The organism is Cellulomonas fimi ATCC 484 (genome assembly GCF_000212695.1).
Taxonomy (GTDB): domain Bacteria; phylum Actinomycetota; class Actinomycetes; order Actinomycetales; family Cellulomonadaceae; genus Cellulomonas; species Cellulomonas fimi.
In genome coordinates this window covers 612,113-633,863 of record NC_015514.1, presented here as the reverse complement: position 1 = coordinate 633,863, position 21,751 = coordinate 612,113, and the positions used below count along the sequence as shown (strand labels likewise).

Sequence of the window (21,751 nt, the reverse complement as noted above, 5' to 3'; positions counted from 1 at the left end):
ACTCGATCTATGTGTCGAAACTATCGAGTCGTCGCGGCGGCGCCCGGTGGGCGCGTCAGGACAGCGGCGTGCGCGTCGTCGTCAGCGCCCCGTCCGGGTCGAGCGCGAGCTCCAGACGCAGGCGCCACGCCTCGTCCCGGTCCGGGAAGTCCGTGCGCGCGTGCCCGCCGCGGCTCTCCGTGCGCTCCAGGGCCGCCGCCGTCAGCACCGTCGCCACCTGGTGCACGTTGGTCGTCTCCCACTCCGCGACCTGCGGCGCCGCGAGCGCCCGGCCGTCGTCGCGCCGCTCGTGCGCGTCGGTCGGCACCGCCGCCAGCGCCGTCGCCGCACGCGTCAGCCCCTCGCCCGAGCGGAGCACGCCCGGACCGTCCGACGCCACCCGCTGCACGCGCGTGCGCGCCGCGGCCGCCACGAGCGCCGCGTCACCGGTCCGCCCGGTCGGCGTCAGCCGCGGCAGGGCCCCGTCCTGCACCTGGGCCGCGATGTGCCGAGCGGCACGCGTCGCGAACACCAGGCCCTCCAGCAGCGAGTTCGACGCGAGCCGGTTCGCGCCGTGCACGCCCGTGCACGCGACCTCGCCCGCCGCGTACAGCCCCGCGAGCGACGTCCGTCCGACGAGGTCCGTGACGACACCGCCCGAGTGGTAGTGCTGGGCCGGTGCCACGGGCACCAGGTCGTTCGCGAGGTCGATGCCGTGCTCGCGGAGCCGGTCGTGGATCGTCGGGAACCGTCGCCGCAGGAAGTCCGGGCCCAGGTGCCGCGCGTCGAGCCACACGTGGTCCGCACCCGTCGCCGCCATCCGGCGCACGATCGCGTGCGCCACGACGTCGCGCGGCGCGAGCTCGGCCATCGGGTGCTCGTCGGGCATGAACCGCACGCCGTCGGTGTCGAGCAGCAGCGCGCCCTCGCCGCGCACCGCCTCGGACACGAGCGTGAGCTGGCCCTTCACGCCCGCACCCAGCCACAGCACCGTCGGGTGGAACTGCACGAACTCGACGTCGCCCAGGACCGCGCCGGCCCGCAGCGCCGCGGCGATCCCGTCGCCGGTGGCCGACGCCGGGTTCGTGGACGACCGGAACACCTGCCCGATGCCGCCCGTCGCGAGCACCACCGCGCGCCCGAGCGCCGCGCCGACGCCGTCGCGCTGCCCCTCGCCGATGACGTGCAGCGTCACGCCGCACGCCGCACCCGGCGCGCCGTCCGGGCCGGGCGGGCCCGTGAGCACGTCGAGCACGAGCGCGTGCTCGATGACCTCGATGCCCGGGTCGTGCCGCACCGCCTCGATCTGCGCGACGAGCGCGCGCGAGATCTCGGCACCGGTCGCGTCGCCACCCGCGTGCGCGATGCGGTCCGCGTGGTGGCCACCCTCGCGCGTCAGCGAGATCTGCCCGTCCGGGTGCGTGTCGAACACCGCGCCACGGGCGACGAGCTCGCGCACGCGCGCCGGGCCCTCGGTGACGAGCACCTCGACCGCGCGCGGGTCGCACAGCCTGACGCCGGCGACCAGCGTGTCCTGCAGGTGCGCCTCGGGCGAGTCCTCCGGGTGCAGCGCCGCGGCGATGCCGCCCTGCGCCCAGACCGTCGACCCCGAGACCAGCGCGTCCTTGGTCACGAGCAGGACGCGCGGGACGCGGGTGCGCAGCTCGAGCGCCGCCGTCAGGCCCGCGATCCCGGACCCGACGACGACCGCGTCGGCCTCGACCGTCCACCCCGGTTCCGGGGCGGCCAGGCGCGTGGCCAGCCGCGGCGGCGCGGCGATCGACGACGGGGGCGACAGGGGCGTCGCCGTCACCGCTCCGAGCCGACCTGCGGGAACGGGTGGGGGTGCTCGACGAGGTCGCGCCCCACGGTGAACGGCACGCCGCTCGACACCAGCCCCGCGTGCTCGGTCCACTCGTCCGGCACCCGGCCCGGGTCGTCGCCCAGCTCCACGATCCGGTTCTCGGCGTCCACCAGCACGACGTGCGGCTGGTACGTGCGCGCCTCGGCGTCGGACATCGTGCCGTACGCGATGAGGATGACCACGTCGCCCGGGTGCACCAGGTGCGCCGCCGCTCCGTTGATGCACACCTGCCCCGAGCCGGCCTCGCCCGCGATCGCGTACGTCGTCAGCCGGGACCCGTTCGTCACGTCGACGACGTCCACCTGCTGGCCGGGCAGCAGGTCCGCCGCCGCGAGCAGGTCCGCGTCCACCGTGATCGAGCCGACGTAGTGCAGGTCCGCCTGCGTCACCGTCGCCCGGTGGATCTTGCCGGTCATCATGGTCCGCTGCAGCGTGGTCACGCGCGCGCTCCTCCCTGGGTGGTCGCACCAGGCGCCACCGCACCGTCGGGCAGACGGGACGCCCCGAGCGTCACCGCCGTGTTGTCGATGAGCCGCGTCGTCCCGACGCGCACCGCGAGCAGCAGCAGGGCCACGCCTGCGGTCGTGTCCGCGACCTCCGTGAAGTCGTCCGGGTCGACGAGCGCCACGTAGTCCACGTCGTCGTCCGCGACGCCCGCGGCCGTCAGCGCCGAACGTGCCGCGTCCCGCACCTGCTGCGCGCCCGCCCCCGCCCGCGCCCACTCGGCCCCGGCCCGCAGCGCGCGGGACAGGCCCCGCGCCCGCTGCCGCTCCGCCGGGGACAGGTACGCGTTGCGGCTGGACAGCGCCAGCCCGTCGACGTCGCGCACCAGCGGGGCACCGACGACCTCGACCGGCACGTCGAGGTCGCGCACCATCGCCCGGACCGCGGCGAGCTGCTGCGCGTCCTTCTCGCCGAACAGCGCCACGTCGGGCCGCGTCAGGTGCAGCAGCTTGAGGACGACCGTGAGCACGCCGTCGAGATGACCGGGGCGAGCCGCCCCCTCCAGGACGTCGCCGATCGGGCCCGCGCCCACGCGGACCGCCGGGTCACCCTGCGGGTACATCTCCTCGACGCCCGGTGCGAAGACCACGTCGGCCGCGTCGAGCAGGCCCGGGCCGCTCAGCAGCGCGAGGTCCCCGTCGAGGTCGCGCGGGTAGCGGGACAGGTCCTCCGCGGGGCCGAACTGCAGCGGGTTGACGAAGACCGTCACCACCACGACGTCCGCGAGGTCCCGCGCGTGCGCGACGAGCGACAGGTGCCCCGCGTGCAGCGCGCCCATCGTCATGACGACCGCACGGCGGTACGGCCGCCGCTCCCCGGGACCGCCGGGCCGTGCGTCCTGCTCGGCGAGCGCCGCGGCGAGCTCGGCGCGCGTGCGCGCGAGCACCGGCGTCGTGCCTGCTGTCATCGGTCGTCCTCCTGCGGGCGGGTGGGTCCGCTCGGGCCGGTCGGCCCGTCCTCGGTCCCCTCCGGCGGGTCGCCGGGGGACCGTCCCTCCTGGTCCAACCACCCAGCATCCCCCGTCATGCCCTGCGCCGCCGGTGGGGTGGTGGACGTCACGTCGCCCGGCTCGTCCGGGACCGCCTCCGCGAGCGCGTCGAGCAGGCGCGTGGCGGCGTCGTCGCCGACGAGGCCCGCGGCGAGCGCGCGCTGGGTGGCGCCGCGCGCGAGCGCCCGGTAGCCCGTCAGGACGTCCACGGCACCGGAGTCCGCGGCCAGCGCGCTGAGGACCGCGACGTGCTCGCGCACCGTGCCGTCGTCACCGCGCCGCACGGGCCCGGTGAGCGCACCGATCGCCCCCGTGCCGCGCTCCCCCGACGGGTCGGACGGCGACTCCGCGCGCAGCGCCCCGTCGAGCGCCGCCTCGAGGAGCGGCCCGAGCATCCGGCCCGGGTCCTCGACGCCCGCCGCCGCGAGCGCCTGCGCCGCCTGCGCGACCAGCACGACCAGGTGGTTCGCGCCGTGAGCGAGGGCCGCGTGGTACAGCCCGCGGGCGCCCTCCTCGACGACGACGGGCTCGCCGCCGACCTCGACGACGAGCGCCTGACCGATCGGCAGCACCGCCGCCGGGCCCGTCACCGCGAACGGGCAGCCCGCGAGCCGGGCGAGGTCCAGGGACGTGCCCGTGAACGTCATCGCCGGGTGGATCGCGAGCGGGATCGCACCGACCGCCCGGGCTGGTCCGAGCACGTCCGCGCCGAAGCGTCCCGAGGTGTGCACGACGATCTGCCCCGGCTGCCACGCGCCCAGGTCGGCCAGGCCCTGCACGAGGTCCGTCAGCGCGTCGTCCGGGACGGTGAGGAGCACGAGCTCCGCGCGTCGCACGACCTCCGGCACGTCGAGCAGCGGCACGCCGGGCAGCAGCGCGTCGGCCCGGTCGCGCGACTGCGCCGAGATGCCCGACGCCGCGACGACGGGGTGGCCCGCGCCGCGCAGCGCGTTGCCGAGCACCGCGCCGACCCGGCCCGTGCCCACCACGCCGACGCCCAGACGTCCCGGACGTGTCACGCGCGGTCCTCCGGGCCGGGTCCGGTCGGGTCCGCGAGCCGCGAAGGGGCGTCGGCCACGACCGCCACGGGGTCCACGAGCGGTACGGACGGCTCGGCGGGGTCCGTCGGTGCGTCACCGACGACCGCGACGACCTGCCGCATCCACAGCTCCGGCCCTTCGCTCGCACGGGCCGTGCGCGCGCGCTCGGACTGCTCGTCGAGGAGCGCGACCGCGACCGCCGCGTCGAGGTGCGCGATCTCGGGCGACACCGGACCGGGCGTCGAGTGCACCACGAGCGACGCGAGGCGCAGACGCCGCTGGAGCGGTCCCTGCTGCAGGCCCAGCGACTGCGTCCGCTCGTGCGGCACCACGTCGACCTGCCGGAACCAGCGGCCCCGCCGGATCACGAGCGCGCGCTCCGTGACCAGCACGCCGTGCCGGCGCCAGCCGAACGGGTCGACCCACCGCGACCGCGGGGGCGCGACCGTGAACCCGTGCGCCGTGTCCGTTCCCGTCAGGGCCGCGTCGACCACGGCGGCCGGGTCCTCCACGCCGAGGTCGTGCAGGACCAGCCAGACGGCGGTGCGGACCTCGTCGCGCGTCGCGACGGGGTGCAGCACGGTGTCGCGCTGCTGCTCGCCGGACACCGCGTACCCCGCGACGTTCATCTCGACGCGCCACCAGTCCGGGCCGCGCCACCACAGGCCCTGCGACGCGCGGATCGCCTGCACGCGGCCCGGCGGCACGGTCTGCGCGCGCGACTCGGTGAGCCCGTGCCGCAGCCGGATGCCGTCGGGCGAGGTCGCTGCCCGGAAGCTCGCACCCTGGTTGATGCGCGACCACGCGTACGACACGACGCCGAACAGCGCCGGGAAGAGGAAGAACACCGACGCGAACGACTCGGTCACCAGGCCGAGGACGACCGCCCCGATCGTGCCGACGACGACGCCGACGCTGGCTCCGGACCGAAGCGTCGCGACGACCAGACGGCCCATCGGCACCTCGTAGACCTGGTGCTCGGGCGCGGCCTCGAACACGGGCCGCACCGTCGCCGGGCCGCCCTTGCCGAGGTCGACTCCCGCGGTCGCCGGACCGGCGCCGTCGGGCAGCGGCGCCGCACCGCCGGCGACGACCGCGTCGGCAGGCGGCGGACCGCCGGCACCGGGACCCGTCCCGGTCGGCCGCTGCAGGCCCGCGGCGAGCGCGAGCAGCTCGGCCCGCAGCGCGAGCGCGTCCTGCTCGCGCAGGAAGGCGAGGGAGACGGCCGACCCGGAGCCGCCCGCGACCTCGAGCTTGAGCTCCGCGAGCCCGACGAGCCGCGCGAGCAGCGGCTGCACGACGTCCACGGCCTGCAGCCGGTCCAGGCGGGCCTGCCGCTGCTGCCGGAACACGATCCCGGTGTTGAGGTGCACGGCCTCGTCGGTCACCGCGAACCGCGTCATGCGCCACGCGACCGCCGAGTACGCGAACCCGACGAGCGCGACCGCCGCCAGCGCCCCGAGCACGATGAGCCAGCGCTGCCCCTCGAACAGCTCGAGCAGGCGCTGCACGTCGTCCGCGGCCTGGTACGACCCGACGACGAGCACGGCGACGACGATCTTCCACCCCTTGAGCACCGGGGTGACGGGGTGCATCCGCCGCCAGTCGACCTGCGGCGGGGCCGCGGTCCCGCTCACAGCCCCGCCAGCCGCGCCTCGCCCCGCGACGCGAGCCGGTCGCGCAGCCGCGCGGCCTCCTGCGGCGGCAGCCCCTCGATCGACGCGGTCGTCGAGGGCGACGCGGTGTGCAGCTGGACCGACGCGATGCCGAACCGGCGCGCGAGCGGGCCCGCCGTCACGTCGACGTACTGCATGCGGCCGTACGGCACGACGACGAGCTGGCGGAACAGGATGCCGCGGCGCACGAGCAGGTCGTCCGCTCGCTCGGCGTACGCGAGCGCCCCGACCTGCCGGGGCACGAGCAGCCCGATCCACAGCCCGAGCGCGGCGACGGCCGCGGGGAACACCCACAACCAGGCCGCGTCGACGAGGACGGCGAGCAGCACGGTCGCCGCGAGGAACGGCAGCAGGGAGATCGCGGTCACCGTCAGCCGGGCCGCCGCGAGCTTCGGCGAGACCCGCGTCCACGTCACCCCGAGCGGGTCGAACAGGTCGCCCGTCGCCGCGCGCGCCACCGTCTCCTCCGTGACCTCCATGCGTCCATCCTCCCACCGCGGCGACGACGCAGGGTCAGCCGTTGGTCGGAGGGGGCCGGTCGGGTGACGTGCAGGCACGGGCGGTCACGTTGCGGGCGCGGGGTGCGTCAGGGAACCGTGAGCACCGTGGACACCGCCCTGTTCGAGTCCGAGCGCGCCCGCCTGACGGCCGTCGCCGCGCGGATACTCGGCGGGACCGCCGAGGCGGACGACGTCGTGCAGGAGGCCTGGCTGCGCCTGGCCCGCACCGACCACGTCGACGACCCGCCCGCGTGGCTGACGACGGTCGTGACGCGCCTGTGCCTCGACCACCTGCGCCGCCGTCAGACGCGGTCGGCAGCCGAGGGTCACACTCCGGCCGGCCCGCCCGACGGCGCGGACCCGGAGGTCGACGCTCTGCTCGCGGACCGCGTCGGGGGCGCGCTGCAGGTCGTGCTCGACGCGCTCGCGCCCGCGGAACGCGCCGCGTTCGTGCTGCACGACGTCTTCGCGTACCCGTTCGACGAGGTCGGCGAGATGCTGGGCAGGTCGCCTGCTGCGGCCCGCAAGCTCGCGAGCCGCGCTCGGCTGCGGCTGCGCGGTGCGCCCGACGCCGACGACCCCGCCGTGCGCGCCGGCAACCGGCGCGTCGTCGAGGCGTTCCTGGCCGCCGCGCGCGGCGGCGAGCTCGGCGCCCTGCTCGACCTCCTCGCCCCCGACGCGGTGATGCGGGCCGACCGCGTCGGCCAGCGGATCGGCGCCGACGCGCTGTACGACGGCGCGGAGGCGGTCGCCGGGCGGTTCCGCGGCGGTGCCCGGGGGGCACGTCTCGTGTCCGTCGACGGCGAGCCGGGCCTCGCGTGGGTCGTCGGCGGCGACGTCAAGGTCGCGTTCGCGTTCCACCTCGACGGCGGGCTCGTCCGGGAGATCGAGCTCCTCGCCGACCCCGAGGTCCTGGCCACGCTGAGCATCGTCCCCGCGGGCGCTGCGGAGAGGGGCGACGCATGAGGTTCCGCACGGAGGTCGAGCCGCACGAGCCGATGCGCGGCCTGGAGGTCCCGCCCGACGTCGTGCGGGCCCTCGACGGCGGCGCACGCCCCCGGGTGGTCGTCACCCTGCACGGTCACCGGTGGAGCACGCGGGTCGCGCTGCTGCGCGGGCGGCACCTCATCGGGCTCAGCAACGCCCGCCGCGCCGCGACCGGCGTGCAGGTCGGCGACCACGTGGACGTCGACGTCGAGCTCGACACCACGCCCGTCACGGTGGACGTGCCCGACGACGTCGTCGCGGCCCTGGTGGCCGACCCCGGGGCGCGGCGAGCGTTCGACGGCCTCACCGTGAGCCGTCGACGCCAGCACGTCCGCACGGTCGAGAGCGCCCGCACGCCCGCGACCCGCGCGCGGCGGGTCGCGGCGCTGCTGGAGGCGATGCGCACCCGGGCGGAGCCCGGGCCGTAGTCCAGGCTCCGCCCGGGTGCGGCCCGGGTCGGCCCGCGTCGGTCAGGGTGCCTCGACGACGCGCACGACGTTGCCGGCCGGGTCGAGGAAGGCGAAGTCCACGCCGCCGAACGGCCGGCGGGCAGGCTCCTGCAGGAGGTCGACGACGTCGCACGCCTCGACGCGCGCGAACGCACCCGCGAGGTCGCCGGTCGCGAGCGACACCGTGGCGTACACGCCCTTGGCCATGAGCTCTCGAACGGTGCGGTGCTCGGCCTGCGTGACGCCGTGCGACGCGATCGGAGGGCCGAGCACGAGCGCCGCACCACCCGAGCCCGAGGCCTCGTCGGACGGTGCGGCCGGCGCGAACGTCAGCCAGCGCAGCGAGCCGGAGCCGACGTCCTCCCGCACCTCGAGGCCCAGCACGTCGCGGTAGAGCGCGAGCGACGCCGCCGGGTCGAGGTGCGGGAGGAACGCCCGGTGCACCCGGACGTGCACCGGTCAGTCCGCCGCAGCGGCGACGGGCTCCCACACGAAGCCGTCGGCGTCGACGCGCGCCGTGCCGTCCGTGCCGATCGCCAGCCGGTGCGACCCCGAGCCCTGGGGGTCCACACCGAACTCCGCCGCGAGGCCGGTCCGCTCGTACAGGCCGAGCGTGACGCGCCCGTCGCCCGGCTCGAGCTCGACGTACTCGCCGTAGTCCTTCGCGACCTCGAACCCCCGCTCGACGAGCGCGGCCGTCGCCGCCGCGACGGCACCGACGCCGAGGAGCAGGACCGTCCGTTCGACGGTGCCGCCGGTCGGCGCGGTCCCGGCCGGTGCCGCCGTGGCGACCTTCCAGACCGTCCCGTCGGGGGCCTCGACCACGCCCGAGTAGCCGCCCCACGGCTGCGCCTCGGCCCGCTTGACGACCCGGGCGCCGGCCGCGTGCGCGCGCTCGACGACCGCGTCGACGTCGGCCGGGGAGTGCAGGTCGACGCCCAGCGTGAACCCGCGGAAGCCCGTCGACGGCGCGTCCGACGCGCGCGTGCGCACCGGGACGTCCGCGCCGAGGACCGTGCGGTAGAAGGTGTCGGCCGAGGCCGTGTCGGTCACCTCGAGGGTGACGTGCTGGATGCTGGTCATGGTCTGCCCGTCGTTCGCTGGGGTGGGTCACCCTCCTGACGCGGGCCGCGGCGCGAGTGTGACGCTCAGACCGACGCGTCGGGTGCCGCCTCGTCGCCGCGCACCGCACCCTCGTCCGGCGGCGGGACCCGGCAGAAGCGCTCGACGACGAGCCCGACGACGGCCAGCACCACGGCCCCGCCCGTCGCGACCGCCGCCGCACCCGCGCGCCCGCCGTTGCCCGGGACGGCGAGGTCCGTGACCAGCGCGAGCGCCTGCCCGCCGTACCAGCCGGCCAGCAGCGCGCCCGTGTAGCACGAGGCCTTCGCGAGGACCGCGGTGCGGGCCGCGCGGATCGGGTCGAGGCCCGGCCGCTTCCCGCGCAGGAACTGCCGCACGGCCCAGCCCATCGCGAGCACCACGCCGGCGATCACCACCTCGACCGCCGCGACGAGCCACGGCACCTGCGGCGGCGCCGTGCCGTTGCCGACCAGCACGTCCAGGACGATCCACGTCACCGCCGCGACGACGGCCGCGACCGCGAGGAGCGTCGGCCAGCGGGTCGCCTGGATCACGGGGACGGCGTCCGCGGCACCTGCGACGGGTCGGCCGCGGGGGCGTACCCGTCGGGCGGGAGCACGGAGTCCCGCACGGGCGCCTCGACGACCGGCACCCCGCTCGTGCCCGGGACGGGGGCCGTCAGCCAGTCGAGCGCGAGCCACCGCACGCCGCCCCGGTCAGGTGCCGTCGCCGCGAGGGCCGCGACCGGGCCGCCGCCGAGGCCCGGCAGGATCGCGTCCGGGTCGAGCTGCGACCACGGCTCGAGCACGAACGCCCGCTCGTGCGCCCGCGGGTGCGGCAGCTCCAGGTCGTCCGTGACCGCCAGCACCGACCCGTACACGACGATGTCGATGTCGAGCGTGCGCGGCCCCCACCGCTCGGCGCGCTCGCGGCCGTGCGCGTGCTCGATCGCCTGGGTCGCACGCAGCAGGTCACGCGGCGAGAGCGTCGTGCGCGCGAGCACGACGGCGTTGAGGTAGTCGGGCTGCTCGGGCCCGACGGCGGCGGTCCGGGCCAGCGGCGAGACGTCCGTGACCTCGACACCGCGCGTCGCCGCGAGGTCGGACACCGCGTCCCGCAGCGTCTCCTGCGCCGCACCCAGGTTCGCGCCCAGCGCGAGCACGACCTCGACCGGCTCGGCCGGGGCGTCGTCCAGCGCGTCGGTGACGATCTCGCCCGTGACGAAGCCCTCGGGCTCGTCGTCGTACGCAGGCACGGGGCCGGGCATGACCTGCGTGGCCGACGGGTCCCACGACGCCCCCGTGAGCGCACCGCTCGGCGAGCCGGTCGGGACGTCGGGGCCGGGGGCGCCGAACGGGACCGGTCCGGCGCCGACGAGGCCCGGCGTCGGTGCGGCGGGACCCGGCGCGACCGGCCCGGGCGGCGGCAGGGCGGGCATCGCCGGGAGGACCGCGGTCTCGTCGAGCGGGCCGTCGACGGGACCGCTCGACGGCCCGCCGGGCGGCGGGGCGACGTGGCCCGACGGCGGGGTCGCGGGCAGCGCGACGGGCGCGACGGGTCCCGTCGGCGGCGACGTGAGGTGGCCCGCCGCCAGCGGTGCGGCGTGGCCCGCAGGTGGCGTCGTCGGCAGCGGGCGCGGCGCCGAGGCCCGCAGCTCGCCCGTGTACGGCTCGGCGGCCGGGAGCTTGGTGCGGTCGCGGCGGATCGCGACGACCACGTCGCCGAACGGCACCGGGATCGGCGCCTGCGGCTTGTGCACGGCGACGTCGACGGCCTGCACCGCCCCGGCGGCCAGCACCGTCGCGGCGATGCGCTCCGCGAGCGTCTCGACGAGGTCCACGGGCTCACCCGCGAGGACGGCAGCGACCTGCTGCGCGAGGACGCCGTAGTCCAGCGTGTGCGCGAGGTCGTCTCCCGCGGCCGCGCGGCGCGTGTCGAGGTGCACGACGACGTCCGCGACGAACGTCTGGCCCTCGCGCCGCTCGTGCTCGAACACGCCGTGGTACCCCGTGGCGGCGATCCCGCTCAGCCGGATCTGGTCGAGCCGCCGTCCGTTGCCGTCGTACGCCGCCCCGTGCTCGTCGTGCGTCGTCACGTGCTGCTCCTCATGCTCGCGTCCTCGTCGACCGGAAGCTCGTCCTGCTCGGGTGCCCACGCGCCGGGGGGTGAGGCGTCCCCGACGACGCCGGCCGGTCCGGCTCCGGCTCCGCGCCACGCGGCCGCCACCCGGACCGCGTCGGCCGAGCCTGCCACCTCGTGGACCCGCACGCACCACGCCCCCGCGGCGGCGGCGAGCGCCGAGATCGCGGCGGTCGCGCCGTCGCGGGCCAGGGGCGGTGCCGGGGTGCCGTCGGGACGCGCCAGCAGGTGCCCGAGGAACCGTTTGCGGCTCGCACCGACCAGCACCGGGAAGCCGTCACCGAGCAGCTCGGGCAGGCGCGCCAGCAGCGGCCAGTTGCTCGCGCCCGGCTTCGCGAACCCCAGCCCGGGGTCGAGCACGACCTGCCGGTCGTCGACACCCGCGGCCCGCAGGTGCGCGACGCGCGCCGCGAGCTCCGCCCGCACGTCGGCCACGACGTCGTCGTAGTCGTCGAGGTCGTCCATGACGTCGGCGTGCCCGCGCCAGTGCATCGCCACGTACGCGACCCCGGTCTCGGCGACCGCACGGGCCATGCCCTCGTCGGCCAGGCCGCCGGACACGTCGTTGACCAGCACCGCGCCGCGCTCCACCGCGGCCCGGGCGACGGCCGCGCGCGTCGTGTCGACGCTGACCGCGGCTCCGCGGGCCGTGAGCTCCTCGACCACGGGCAGCACGCGCGCGAGCTCCTCGTCGACGGGCACCCGGCGTGCACCGGGACGCGTCGACTCGCCACCGACGTCGAGGAGGTCCGCGCCGTGCGCCAGCAGCTCCAGCCCGTGCGCGACCGCGGCACCGGGGGTGAACCAGCGGCCCCCGTCGGAGAACGAGTCCGGCGTGACGTTGACGACGCCCATGACGAGGGTCCGCCCCAGCCCGCGCAGCCGGTCCGGGAACGGCTCCGGGCCGGGGTGCGGGCCGGTCGTCGCGGGTCCGTCGGGGCGGGTCACGGTGCCGAGCCTAGGGGTGGGTCGCGCTGCCGTCAGCGGCCGAGGACCAGGCTCATCGCCTCGGCACGGGTCGCGACGTCACGCATCTGCCCGCGCACCGCGGACGTGACGGTCCGGGACCCGGGCTTGCGGACCCCGCGCATGGACATGCACAGGTGCTCGCACTCGACCACGACGAGCACGCCGCGCGGCTGGAGCACCTCGACGAGCGCGTCCGCGACCTGCGACGTCAGCCGCTCCTGCACCTGCGGGCGCCGGGCGTAGACGTCGACGAGCCGCGCGAGCTTGCTGAGCCCCGTGATGCGGCCGTCCTCGCCAGGGATGTAGCCGACGTGCGCGACGCCGTGGAAGGGCACCAGGTGGTGCTCGCACGTCGAGTACACCTCGATGTCCTTGACCAGCACCATCTCCTCGTGGCCGAGGTCGAACGTGGTGGTCAGGACGTCGGTCGGGTCCTGGTAGAGCCCCGCGAAGATCTCCCGGTACGCGCGGGCGACGCGTGCCGGCGTCTCCAGCAGCCCCTCACGGTCCGGGTCCTCGCCGACCGCGAGCAGCAGCTCACGGACGGCGGCCTCGGCCCGCTGCTCGTCGTACTCGCCCACGGCCCGGCCGCCGCCCGTCACCGGGTTGATGCGCGACGGGACGCCGTCGGTCACGGCCTCACTCACCGTCGCGGCTCCAGCCCTTCGTGTCCGGCGTCTGCCCCGGCGGGAGCTCGATGACCTTGGTCGGCGGGTTCCCCTCGCCCACCACGGCGGCCTCGTCCTCGGGGATGACGGGGTGGCCGTTCTGCGCGGCCTTCTCGGCGGCGGTCATGACGGGGCCCTGGTTCGACACCGCGCGCTGGTCGCTGGAGAGCCACACCTGGCGCGGCTCGCGCTTCACGACGGGCGTGAAGATCTCCGCGAGCTGCTCGGCGTTCAGCGTCTCCTTCTCCAGGAGCTCCAGGACCAGGGTGTCGAGCACCTCGCGGTACTCGACGAGGATCTCCCACGCCTCGTCGTGCGCCCGCTCGATCAGCGCCCGCACCTCGAGGTCGATCGCGCCCGCGACGTCCTCCGAGTAGTCCCGCTGGTGGCCGACGTCGCGGCCCAGGAACACCTCGTTGGACTCCTGACCCAGCCGGATCGCACCCAGCCGGCTGCTCATGCCGAACTGCGTGACCATCCGCCGGGCCGTCGCCGTGGCCTTCTCGATGTCGTTGCTCGCGCCCGTCGTCGGGTCGTGGAAGACGAGCTCCTCGGCGACGCGGCCGCCCATCGCGTACGCGAGCTGGTCGAGCAGCTCGTTGCGCGTCGTCGAGTACTTGTCCTCGATGGGCATGACCATCGTGTAGCCCAGCGCTCGGCCGCGCGGCAGGATTGTCACCTTCGTGACCGGGTCGGTGTACCGGAGCGCCGCCGCCACCAGGGCGTGACCGCCCTCGTGGTACGCGGTGATCTTCTGCTCCTTGACGTTCATCACGCGCGTCCGCTTCTGCGGGCCGGCGATGACGCGGTCGATCGCCTCGTCGAGCGCGTGGTCGTCGATGACCTGCGCGTTCTTGCGCGCGGTCAGCAGCGCCGCCTCGTTGAGCACGTTCGCCAGGTCCGCACCCGTGAAGCCGGGCGTGCGCCGTGCGACGCCCACGAGGTCGACGTGCGGCGCCATCGGCTTGCCCTGCGCGTGCACCTGCAGGATGCGCTCGCGGCCCCTCAGGTCGGGCGGCTCGACCGCGACCTGCCGGTCGAAACGGCCCGGCCGCAGCAGGGCGGGGTCGAGGATGTCGGGGCGGTTCGTCGCCGCGATGAGGATGACGTTCGTCTTGACGTCGAACCCGTCCATCTCGACGAGCATCTGGTTGAGCGTCTGCTCGCGCTCGTCGTGCCCGCCGCCCAGGCCCGCACCGCGGTGCCGGCCGACCGCGTCGATCTCGTCGACGAAGATGATCGCCGGCGAGTTCTCCTTGGCCTGCTGGAACAGGTCACGCACACGGCTCGCGCCCACGCCGACGAACATCTCGACGAAGTCCGAGCCGGAGATCGAGTAGAACGGCACGCCCGCCTCACCCGCGACGGCGCGGGCCAGGAGCGTCTTGCCCGTCCCGGGCGGCCCGTACAGCAGCACGCCCTTCGGGATCTTGGCGCCGACGGCCTGGAACTTGGCGGGCTCGGAGAGGAACTCCTTGATCTCCTGGAGCTCCTCGAGCGCCTCGTCGACGCCCGCGACGTCCGCGAACGTGACCTGCGGCGACTCCTTGCTCACGAGCTTGGCGCGCGACTTGCCGAAGCTCATCACGCGCGAGCCGCCGCCCTGCATGTTGGACATGAGGAACCAGAAGACGCCCAGGATGATGACGAACGGCAGCACGATGCTCAGCAGGCTCGACCACCACGACGTCTGCGGGACCTCGGAGGTGTAGCCGTCCGGCAGGTCCGCCGACGCGATCGCGTCCGCCACCGCGGGCCCCTGCGGAACCACGTAGAAGAACTGGACGAGCTTGCCGAAGTTGTCGTCGCCCTTCTCGAAGTCCGCCTCGAGCGTCAGGTCGACCCTCTGCTGGCCCTCGGTGATCTTCGCCGACTCGACCTTGCCGTCGGCGAGCAGCTCGAGCCCGTCCGAGGTGTCGATGCGGCTGATCCGCGGGCTGGTGAGGGCCGTGGCGCCGATCCACAGCAGCACGACGGCGAGCACGATCCACAGGATCGGACCACGGGCAAGTCGCTTGAGGTTCATGGGCGATCGGGGCCAGGCCCCTCATCCTCCGCTCGCAGGGCTGGTGGCCTTCGAAAGTACACGGTGTTCCTGAGGCTTCCCTTGCCTGTTCGCCCAGGGCACATCCCGCCCGCGCGCCGTCACCCGGCCGCAGGCGGGCCGGTCAGGCGTACACGTGCGGCGCGAGCGTCCCCACGAACGGCAGGTTGCGGTACTTCTCCGCGTAGTCGAGGCCGTAGCCCACGACGAACTCGTTCGGGATGTCGAAGCCGACGTAGCGCACGTCGACCTCGACCTTGGCGGCGTCCGGCTTGCGCAGCATCGTCGCGATCTCGACCGACGCCGGACCGCGCGAGCGCAGGTTCGACAGCAGCCACGACAGCGTCAGGCCCGAGTCGATGATGTCCTCGACGATGAGGACGTGGCGCCCGAGCAGGTCGGTGTCGAGGTCCTTGAGGATCCGCACCACGCCCGAGGACTTGGTGCCCGAGCCGTACGACGACACGGCCATCCAGTCCATCTGCACCGGCGAGTGCAGACGCCGCACGAGGTCCGCCATGACCATGACCGCGCCCTTGAGCACGCCGACCAGCAGCAGGTCCTTGCCCGCGTAGTCCGCGTCGATCTGCGCGGCGATCTCCTCGAGCCTCGTGTGCAGCTGCTCCTCGGTGAGCAGCACGCGCTCGAGGTCGTCGCCCATGTCGACTGCGTCCACCGTCACCGCTCCTGTCGTCCGACGTGCTCCGGCCCGGGAGGGCCGAGGAAAAGCCTGCCACACGCCCGACGTGCCGCGACCCCGCCCGGCAGCGCCACCGCCCCCTGCCCGTGCCAGTCCGTGACCAGCGCGTCGACCGCGAGCACGTGCGCGCGGGCGAGCGACCCCGCGGGCGCCCCCGCCGCGACCGCTGCCGCCCGCAGCGCCCGCCGCCGCACGGCGTCCGGCGACCCGCCGAGCACCCGGACGTCGAGCACCACCCGCCCCCCACCCGCCCCGCCGCCGACCGTCGCCACGCCGAGCTCGTCACCTCCGGCCGAGTTCGCCAGCTGCAGCTGACGACCTCGCCTGGAGCTGACGCACTCGGCGGGGGTGGTGGGGGTGGGGGTGGGGGTGGTGGGGGTGGGGGTGGTGGGGGTGGGGGTGGGGAGGGTGGCGGTGGTGAGGAGGGTGGCGGCCAGGGTGTCGAGGGCGGCCGCGTCCTCGCGGAGCTGGTCGGCGGTGCGGGCCAGGGCGTCGGCGACGCCCGGTCCGAGCTCGCGCTCCAGGACGGGCAGCACGCGCCCGCGGACACGGCTGCGCAGGGGTGCGTCGTCGTCGGTGCCGTCGTTCGTGGGGTCGTGCCAGGGGTCGAGGCCGAGCGCCGCGCACGCACCGAGGGTGTCGGAGCGCCGGAGCCCGAGCAGCGGCCGCCGCAGGATCCCGCGCACGGCCGGCATCCCCGCGAGAGACAGTGCTCCCGAGCCGCGAGCGAGCCCCAGCAGCACGGTCTCGGCCTGGTCGTCGCGCGTGTGGCCCAGCAGCACGGCAGCCGCGCCGAGGCGGGTCGCGGCACGGTCCAGGGCGGCGTAGCGGGCCGTGCGCGCGGCCGCCTCGGGCCCCCCGGTGCCGCCCACGTCGGCGCGCGCGACGACCACGGGGTCGAGGCCCAGGTCACGGCACGTCGCCGCGGCGCGCTCCGCGACCTCGGCAGACCCGGCCTGCAGCCCGTGGTCGACCACGACCGCGCCCGCCCGCAGCATCCGCCCGGCGCGCCGCACCGACCGCCCCGCGACGAACGCGGTCGCCGCTGCGAGCGCGAGCGAGTCGGCACCGCCGGAGCAGGCCACGAGGACGAGCGCACCGTCCGGCAGGCCGTCCACGGACCGCGTGACGGCGGCGCGGACGGCGGCGACGCGGGGGTCGGGACCGGTCATCGCGGCGCCCGGACGGGCAGGGCCGGGCGCCGGGTCCGCGCCCGACCCGGCAGGCGCACGGGTGCACCCGAGTCGGCGAGCAGACGCGGGGTCATCCGTGGACGCGGCGGACCCAGGTGGCGGGGTCGGCGATCTCGGCGGGGCTCGGCAGGGCGTCGGGGCCGGACCACACGGCGTTGAACCCGTCCCGCCCGACGGTGCCCTGCACGGCGCGGACGAACGCGGCGCCGTCGCGGTACTGGGCGAGCTTGGCGTCGAGCCCGAGCAGCCGGCGCAGCACGCGCTCGAACCCCCGCGCGGCGGCACCTTCGTCCCGGCGGGCCTCGAACGCGCGGCGGATCGTCCGGACCGTGGGGACGACGCGGGGGCCGACCTGGTCCATCGAGACGTCGGCGTGCCCCTCGAGCAGCGCCATGACGGCCCCGACCTCCTCGAAGACTGCGCGCTGCCGCTCGGTGAGGACGTCGAGCACACCGCCGCCCCCCTCGGGACCGAGCAGCGCCTTGGCGACACGGCCGAGCAGGTCGAGCGCACCCGGGGCGTCGGGGTCGCGCGTGCCGTCGACGCCGGGCACGGTCGCGGCGACGTCGGCGAGGAGCTCCGCCGACCGGGTGCGGATCACGTCGGCGAGCCACGGCGCGGCGGCGAACTGCAGCGCGTGGGTCTGCTCGTGCAGCGCGACCCACAGGCGGAAGTCGGCGGCGTCGACGCCGAGCGTGCGCTCGAGGTGCAGCACGTTCGGCGCGACGAGCAGCAGCCGTCCGGGCTCGCCGGGTGCGGCGGTGAACGGGTCGAACTGGCCGAGGACCTTGCCCGACAGCAGCGCGAGGACGCTGCCCACCTGCGCGGCCCCGACGGTGCGCGCCCCCGGCGGCAGGGGCGTCGGGGTGCCGTCGGGCCGGCGGCCGAGCGGCGCTGCGAGACGCGCGAACATCTCGGTGTTGGCGAGCGCCCAGCGCGGGCGGTCGACGACGAGGACGCGGGAGACGTCCTCGGGCGCGGCGCCGTCCACCGCGGCGAGCCCGGTGATCCGGGACGCGTGGCCGCCGGCACGGTGGGCGGCGTCGCGCAGGCCCGCGACGAGGTCGTCGAGCTCGGCCCGCGACGCCGCGGGACCGGGCCGGGACAGGCGGCCCGCGACGCGTGCGGCGGCGGGCCAGTCGACGGGTGCGGTGTCGTCCATCACGTCACGGTAGACGGCCGCCACCGCCCAGGGGTTCCCGCGGGGCGGGTGTCAGCCGCAGCCGCAGCCCGACAGGGACGTGACGAACCCGTCGATCGCCGCGCGCGGGCCCCACTGGCCGGCGGCGGGCGTCTGGTCGGCGAGCACGACGAAGACGAGCTGGCGGCGGTCCGCGTCGAGCACGGTGCCCGCGAGGGCGGTGACGCCGGGGAGGCTGCCGGTCTTGGCCCGGGCCAGGCCGCGCGCGGGCGACGTCGTGTAGCGCTCGGCGAGGGTGCCGGTGAGGCCGGCCACGGGCATGCCGGTCGCGACGTCGCGCAGCCCCGGGTTCGCCGGGTCGGTCGACGCACGCAGCAGCCCGAGCAGCAGCTGGGGCGACAGGACGGACCCGGACCCGAGGCCGGACGCGTCGGACAGGTGCGCCCCCGCGGTGTCGACGCCGAGGGTGCCGACGGCGTGCAGGACGGCCTGCGCGCCGCCCTCGAAGCTCGCGGGCAGGCCGGCGTCGATCGCGACGAGCCGCGCCACGACCTCGGTGATCGAGTTGTCGGAGGTGTCGAGGAAGTAGTGCACGACGTCCTCGAGCGGCGCGGACCGGACCTCGCCGAGGACGGTCGCCCCGGGGGACGCGGTGACGCGGGTGGGCGTCCCCGTGACGGCGATGCCGGCCTCGGTGAGCCGCTGCGCGAACGTCTTGGCGGCGGCGAGCGACGGGTCGGGCCAGCGCGGCGGGTACTCGCCGTCGCGCATCTTCGCGATGTCGACGGCGAGCGCGGTGACGGGCGCGGCGAAGCCCGCGCTCACGTCGGCGGGGTTCCACGCGGGGCTCAGGGACGGGCCGGTGAACAGCGAGTCGTCGAACCCGAGCGCGACGCTCGTGCGGCCCTGGAGCGCGAGCTCGCGCGCGACCTGCGCGGCGAGGTCGGCCAGTCCGGCGTGCCCGACGGTGGCGTCGGGGTCGCCCTCCCCCGCGGCGAGCATCATGTCGCCGCCGCCGACGAGGACGACGCGCTCGCCGTCGGGCTGCACGACGCGGGTCGGGAGGGTCACGTCGGGACCGAGCGTCTGGAGCGCGGCGACGGCGGTGACGAGCTTCGCGGTCGACGCGGGGGTGCGGCCCTGGTCGGCGAGGTGCGACGCGAGCACCTCCCCGGTGAGCTGGTCGGCGACGACCACGCCGACGCTCGGCCCCATCCGCGGGTCGGCGACGAGCCCGTCGACGAGGCCCTGCAGCGCGGCGGAGGACGGCACGGGCGCCTGCGCGTCGAGCCCGGGGAGCGCGGCCGCGGGGTCGCCGGGGTCGGTCGCGCCCGGTGCCGTGGGGAACGGGGCGGGCGGTGCGGGCGACGGCTCGAGGGTCACCAGCCCGGGCACGGCGTCGTACGCGTCGGCGGTGGCGTACGCGCCGCCCGCGAGCACGACGACGAGCGCCGCCGTGCCGACGACTCGTACCGCTGTGGCCATGATCACCTCGTGCCTACCGGGGGCGGGGCGGGACGCCCGCGCGCCGGTGCGTCAGACTACTGTCCGAGACAAGGGCGCCCCCGACACCCCGGCGCGCCGTCACGACGACTGAGATGTCGCCGGGTCCGCCGACCCCACCGGGCGCGGACGTGGTGCGGAGGAGTGCTGTGGAGTTCGACGTCACGATCGAGATCCCCAAGGGGCAGCGCAACAAGTACGAGGTGGACCACGCGACGGGCCGCATCCGGCTCGACCGGATGCTGTTCACGTCGACGCGGTACCCGGACGACTACGGCTTCATCGAGGGCACGCTGGGCGAGGACGGCGACCCGCTGGACGCGCTGGTCCTGCTGGAGGAGCCGACGTTCCCGGGCTGCCTGATCCGGTGCCGCGCGCTCGGCATGTTCCGCATGCGCGACGAGGCGGGCGGTGACGACAAGGTGCTGTGCGTGCCGACGGGCGACCAGCGCGCGGCGTGGCGGCAGGACATCGACGACGTCTCCGACTTCCACCGTCTGGAGATCCAGCACTTCTTCGAGGTCTACAAGGACCTCGAGCCGGGCAAGTCGGTCGAGGGCGCCCACTGGGTCGGCCGGGCCGACGCGGAGGCGGAGATCGAGCGGTCCCGCCAGCGCGCGATCGACGCGGGCTACCACCAGCACTGACGACGCACGACGACGGCCCGTCGCCCCTGCGGGGGTGGCGGGCCGTCGTCGTGCGGCTGCGGGTCGCACCTGCGTGCGTGCCGCGCGGCGGTGCTCAGGCGGTCGTCAGGGCCGGCCGGCGAAGGGCATGGTCCCGGCCCAGCGCATCGAGACGAGCCGGACGGGCTTGTTGAACGTGGCAGCCTCGACGATCTGGCCGTTGCCGGCCCACATCGCGACGTGGTGGATCGCGTTCGGGTCGTCGGGGTTGGTCGACCAGAAGACGAGGTCGCCGGGCCGGAGCTGGTCGTAGGAGATCTTGAGGACCTGCTTGTACTGGTCGCGCGAGGTGCGGTTGAGGCTCACGCCACCCGCGGTGCGCCACGACGTCCCGGTCAGGCCGGAGCAGTCGTACCCGTCGGGACCGACGCCGCCCCACACGTAGGGCTTGCCGAGCTGGGTCTTCGCCCACTCCACCGCGGCGACGCCGCCGCCTGCCGAGCCGCGCGAGCGGCCCGTCCCGAGGCCGTACGCCCCGCCGGTCGCGGGCGGGGTCGTCGGCTGCGTGGTCGTGCCGCCGCCGGTGGAGCCGCCCGTCGAACCGCCCGTGGAGCCACCTGTGGAGCCACCTGTCGACCCTCCGGTCGAGCCGCCGGTGCCACCCGTGGAGCCTCCGGTCGTCCCGCCCGTGGACCCCCCGGAGCCGCCGGGCGTGCCGCCGGTCGAGCCCCCCGTGGTGCCACCGGTCGACGCGCCCCCGCCACCGGTCGACGCACCGCCGGAGCCACCGGCGGGCGAGGTGGGCGCGGCGGGTGCGGCCGGGGGCCGCAGGGCGGCCTGGCGCGCGGCCTCGTCGGCGCGGGCGCGGCGCTCGGCGTCGAGCGCCTCCTGCCGGGCGCGCTCGACCTCGGCGCTGGTCTGGCGCGCGGCCGCGAGGGCGGCGATGAGCGTCTCGCGCTCGGCTGCTCCCGCGGCGAGGGCCGCGTCGGTGTCGCGCTGGGTCTGCTCGGCGGCGGCGAGGGCGTCGGACGCGACCTTCTCGGCGGCGTCGGCCTCCTGCTCGGCGGCGCGCGCGCGGTCGGCGAGCACGGTCGCGACGAGCTGCGCGGCGCGGTACTCCTGCACGGCCTCGTCGGCCTTGCCGGTCATCTGGTCGAGCGCGCTGCTGCGGCGGGCGACGTCCTGGAAGCCGTCGGCGGACAGGACGGCCTGGAGCGCCTCGACGTTGCCGCCGGAGCGCGCGGCCTCGCGGGCCATCGCGACGAGCGTGCGGCGGGCGTCCTCGGCGCGGGCGTCGGCGTCGGTCGAGCGCTGCGCGGCGTCGGCGGAGGCCGCGCGGGCGGCGTCGGCGTCGGCGAGGGCCTGCGTGTAGGTCTCGCCGGCCTGCTGGACGGCGAGCTCGGCGGCGTCGGCCTGCGCGGTGAGCTGCGCGAGGCGCAGCTCCATCTCGGCGACCGAGCGGGCCGCGGTGTCGACGGCGCGGCGGGCGTCGCGGACGTCCTGCGCGGACGGCGGGGTCGGGTCGGCGCCCGCCACGTCGGCTCCGAGGAGCCCGGAGGTGGCGGCGACGACGGCGACGGTGACGAGCCGCAGGGTCCGGCGCGTGCCGCGTCGGCGGGCGCCGTCGTCGGTCGCCGACGACGGCGTGGGGTCGATCCGCAGCACTGATGGGCCTCCGTGGACGCTCTCACGGGCCCC

At 76.2% G+C, this 21,751-nt stretch carries 21 protein-coding genes; 3 read left to right on the top strand and 18 right to left on the bottom strand.

From position 1 onward, the window contains the following. Window positions 1–55: 55 nt before the first annotated feature. From CELF_RS02855 to CELF_RS02830, 6 genes are read right to left on the bottom strand one after another with little or no spacing between them, the layout of a single operon-like run. Window positions 56–1,792 (bottom strand): L-aspartate oxidase, encoded by a 1,737-nt coding sequence (locus CELF_RS02855; protein ID WP_013769742.1) that lies wholly within the window; start codon window positions 1,790–1,792, stop codon window positions 56–58. After that, window positions 1,789–2,283, bottom strand: a complete 495-nt coding sequence (gene panD / locus CELF_RS02850) for an aspartate 1-decarboxylase (RefSeq protein ID WP_013769741.1) — start codon at window positions 2,281–2,283, stop codon at window positions 1,789–1,791. The genes CELF_RS02855 and panD overlap by 4 nt, the downstream gene beginning before the upstream one ends. After that, on the bottom strand, window positions 2,280–3,254 hold the full coding sequence (gene panC / locus CELF_RS02845; RefSeq protein WP_013769740.1) for a pantoate--beta-alanine ligase: 975 nt from the start codon (window positions 3,252–3,254) through the stop codon (window positions 2,280–2,282). The genes panD and panC overlap by 4 nt, the downstream gene beginning before the upstream one ends. Continuing rightward, window positions 3,251–4,354, bottom strand: a complete 1,104-nt coding sequence (locus CELF_RS02840) for a Rossmann-like and DUF2520 domain-containing protein (RefSeq protein WP_013769739.1) — start codon at window positions 4,352–4,354, stop codon at window positions 3,251–3,253. Before CELF_RS02840 ends, panC begins: the two co-directional genes overlap by 4 nt. Next, a complete protein-coding gene (locus CELF_RS02835; RefSeq protein ID WP_013769738.1) occupies window positions 4,351–6,012 on the bottom strand; it encodes a PH domain-containing protein in 1,662 nt (553 codons plus the stop codon). The genes CELF_RS02840 and CELF_RS02835 overlap by 4 nt, the downstream gene beginning before the upstream one ends. Further along, complete coding sequence (locus CELF_RS02830; RefSeq protein WP_013769737.1) at window positions 6,009–6,530, bottom strand: PH domain-containing protein; 522 nt, start codon at window positions 6,528–6,530, stop codon at window positions 6,009–6,011. Before CELF_RS02830 ends, CELF_RS02835 begins: the two co-directional genes overlap by 4 nt. A 126-nt stretch (window positions 6,531–6,656) precedes the next feature. Here CELF_RS02830 and CELF_RS02825 point away from each other — a divergent pair, with 126 nt between their 5' ends. Both CELF_RS02825 and CELF_RS02820 read left to right on the top strand, forming a co-directional pair. Next, window positions 6,657–7,517, top strand: a complete 861-nt coding sequence (locus CELF_RS02825; protein ID WP_041553733.1) for a sigma-70 family RNA polymerase sigma factor — start codon at window positions 6,657–6,659, stop codon at window positions 7,515–7,517. Then, entirely contained in the window at window positions 7,514–7,966 is a 453-nt protein-coding gene (locus CELF_RS02820) for a YdeI/OmpD-associated family protein (RefSeq protein ID WP_013769735.1), read from the top strand. The genes CELF_RS02825 and CELF_RS02820 overlap by 4 nt, the downstream gene beginning before the upstream one ends. A 42-nt stretch (window positions 7,967–8,008) precedes the next feature. On the opposite strand, the gene CELF_RS02815 is transcribed toward CELF_RS02820, so the two are convergent. From CELF_RS02815 to dacB, 11 genes are all read right to left on the bottom strand, one after another. Further along, window positions 8,009–8,443, bottom strand: coding sequence for a VOC family protein (locus tag CELF_RS02815; protein WP_013769734.1), 435 nt, complete (start codon window positions 8,441–8,443; stop codon window positions 8,009–8,011). Between the two features lie 3 nt (window positions 8,444–8,446). After that, a complete protein-coding gene (locus tag CELF_RS02810) occupies window positions 8,447–9,070 on the bottom strand; it encodes a VOC family protein (RefSeq protein WP_013769733.1) in 624 nt (207 codons plus the stop codon). Window positions 9,071–9,135: 65 nt separating this feature from the next. After that, the gene (locus tag CELF_RS02805; RefSeq protein ID WP_013769732.1) at window positions 9,136–9,624 is read right to left on the bottom strand and encodes a DUF3180 domain-containing protein; all 489 of its coding nucleotides are present in this window, start codon (window positions 9,622–9,624) and stop codon (window positions 9,136–9,138) included. Next, window positions 9,621–11,165 carry a 2-amino-4-hydroxy-6-hydroxymethyldihydropteridine diphosphokinase gene (folK, locus tag CELF_RS02800; protein ID WP_013769731.1) on the bottom strand — a complete coding sequence of 515 codons (1,545 nt, stop codon included), beginning with the start codon at window positions 11,163–11,165 and terminating at the stop codon, window positions 9,621–9,623. The genes CELF_RS02805 and folK overlap by 4 nt, the downstream gene beginning before the upstream one ends. Continuing rightward, on the bottom strand, window positions 11,162–12,157 hold the full coding sequence (gene folP / locus CELF_RS02795) for a dihydropteroate synthase (RefSeq protein ID WP_013769730.1): 996 nt from the start codon (window positions 12,155–12,157) through the stop codon (window positions 11,162–11,164). Before folP ends, folK begins: the two co-directional genes overlap by 4 nt. A 32-nt stretch (window positions 12,158–12,189) precedes the next feature. Further along, window positions 12,190–12,789: a GTP cyclohydrolase I FolE gene (folE, locus tag CELF_RS02790; RefSeq protein WP_041553731.1), complete on the bottom strand. Its 600-nt coding sequence runs from the start codon at window positions 12,787–12,789 to the stop codon at window positions 12,190–12,192. A 28-nt stretch (window positions 12,790–12,817) separates the two neighbouring features. Continuing rightward, window positions 12,818–14,872 (bottom strand): ATP-dependent zinc metalloprotease FtsH, encoded by a 2,055-nt coding sequence (gene ftsH / locus CELF_RS02785; RefSeq protein WP_013769728.1) that lies wholly within the window; start codon window positions 14,870–14,872, stop codon window positions 12,818–12,820. Between the two features lie 142 nt (window positions 14,873–15,014). Beyond that, the gene (gene hpt / locus CELF_RS02780) at window positions 15,015–15,566 is read right to left on the bottom strand and encodes a hypoxanthine phosphoribosyltransferase (RefSeq protein ID WP_013769727.1); all 552 of its coding nucleotides are present in this window, start codon (window positions 15,564–15,566) and stop codon (window positions 15,015–15,017) included. A gap of 2 nt (window positions 15,567–15,568) precedes the next feature. After that, the gene (gene tilS / locus CELF_RS02775; RefSeq protein WP_013769726.1) at window positions 15,569–16,762 is read right to left on the bottom strand and encodes a tRNA lysidine(34) synthetase TilS; all 1,194 of its coding nucleotides are present in this window, start codon (window positions 16,760–16,762) and stop codon (window positions 15,569–15,571) included. A 91-nt stretch (window positions 16,763–16,853) separates the two neighbouring features. Then, window positions 16,854–17,945, bottom strand: coding sequence for a zinc-dependent metalloprotease (locus CELF_RS02770; protein ID WP_041553730.1), 1,092 nt, complete (start codon window positions 17,943–17,945; stop codon window positions 16,854–16,856). Window positions 17,946–17,996: 51 nt separating this feature from the next. Next, window positions 17,997–19,409 carry a D-alanyl-D-alanine carboxypeptidase/D-alanyl-D-alanine endopeptidase gene (gene dacB / locus CELF_RS02765; RefSeq protein WP_013769724.1) on the bottom strand — a complete coding sequence of 471 codons (1,413 nt, stop codon included), beginning with the start codon at window positions 19,407–19,409 and terminating at the stop codon, window positions 17,997–17,999. 167 nt (window positions 19,410–19,576) lie between these two features. Here dacB and CELF_RS02760 point away from each other — a divergent pair, with 167 nt between their 5' ends. Further along, window positions 19,577–20,074: an inorganic diphosphatase gene (locus CELF_RS02760; RefSeq protein WP_013769723.1), complete on the top strand. Its 498-nt coding sequence runs from the start codon at window positions 19,577–19,579 to the stop codon at window positions 20,072–20,074. Window positions 20,075–20,179: 105 nt separating this feature from the next. Here CELF_RS02760 and CELF_RS02755 read toward each other — a convergent pair whose 3' ends face one another. Beyond that, the gene (locus CELF_RS02755; RefSeq protein ID WP_013769722.1) at window positions 20,180–21,718 is read right to left on the bottom strand and encodes a C40 family peptidase; all 1,539 of its coding nucleotides are present in this window, start codon (window positions 21,716–21,718) and stop codon (window positions 20,180–20,182) included. Window positions 21,719–21,751 lie beyond the last annotated feature (33 nt).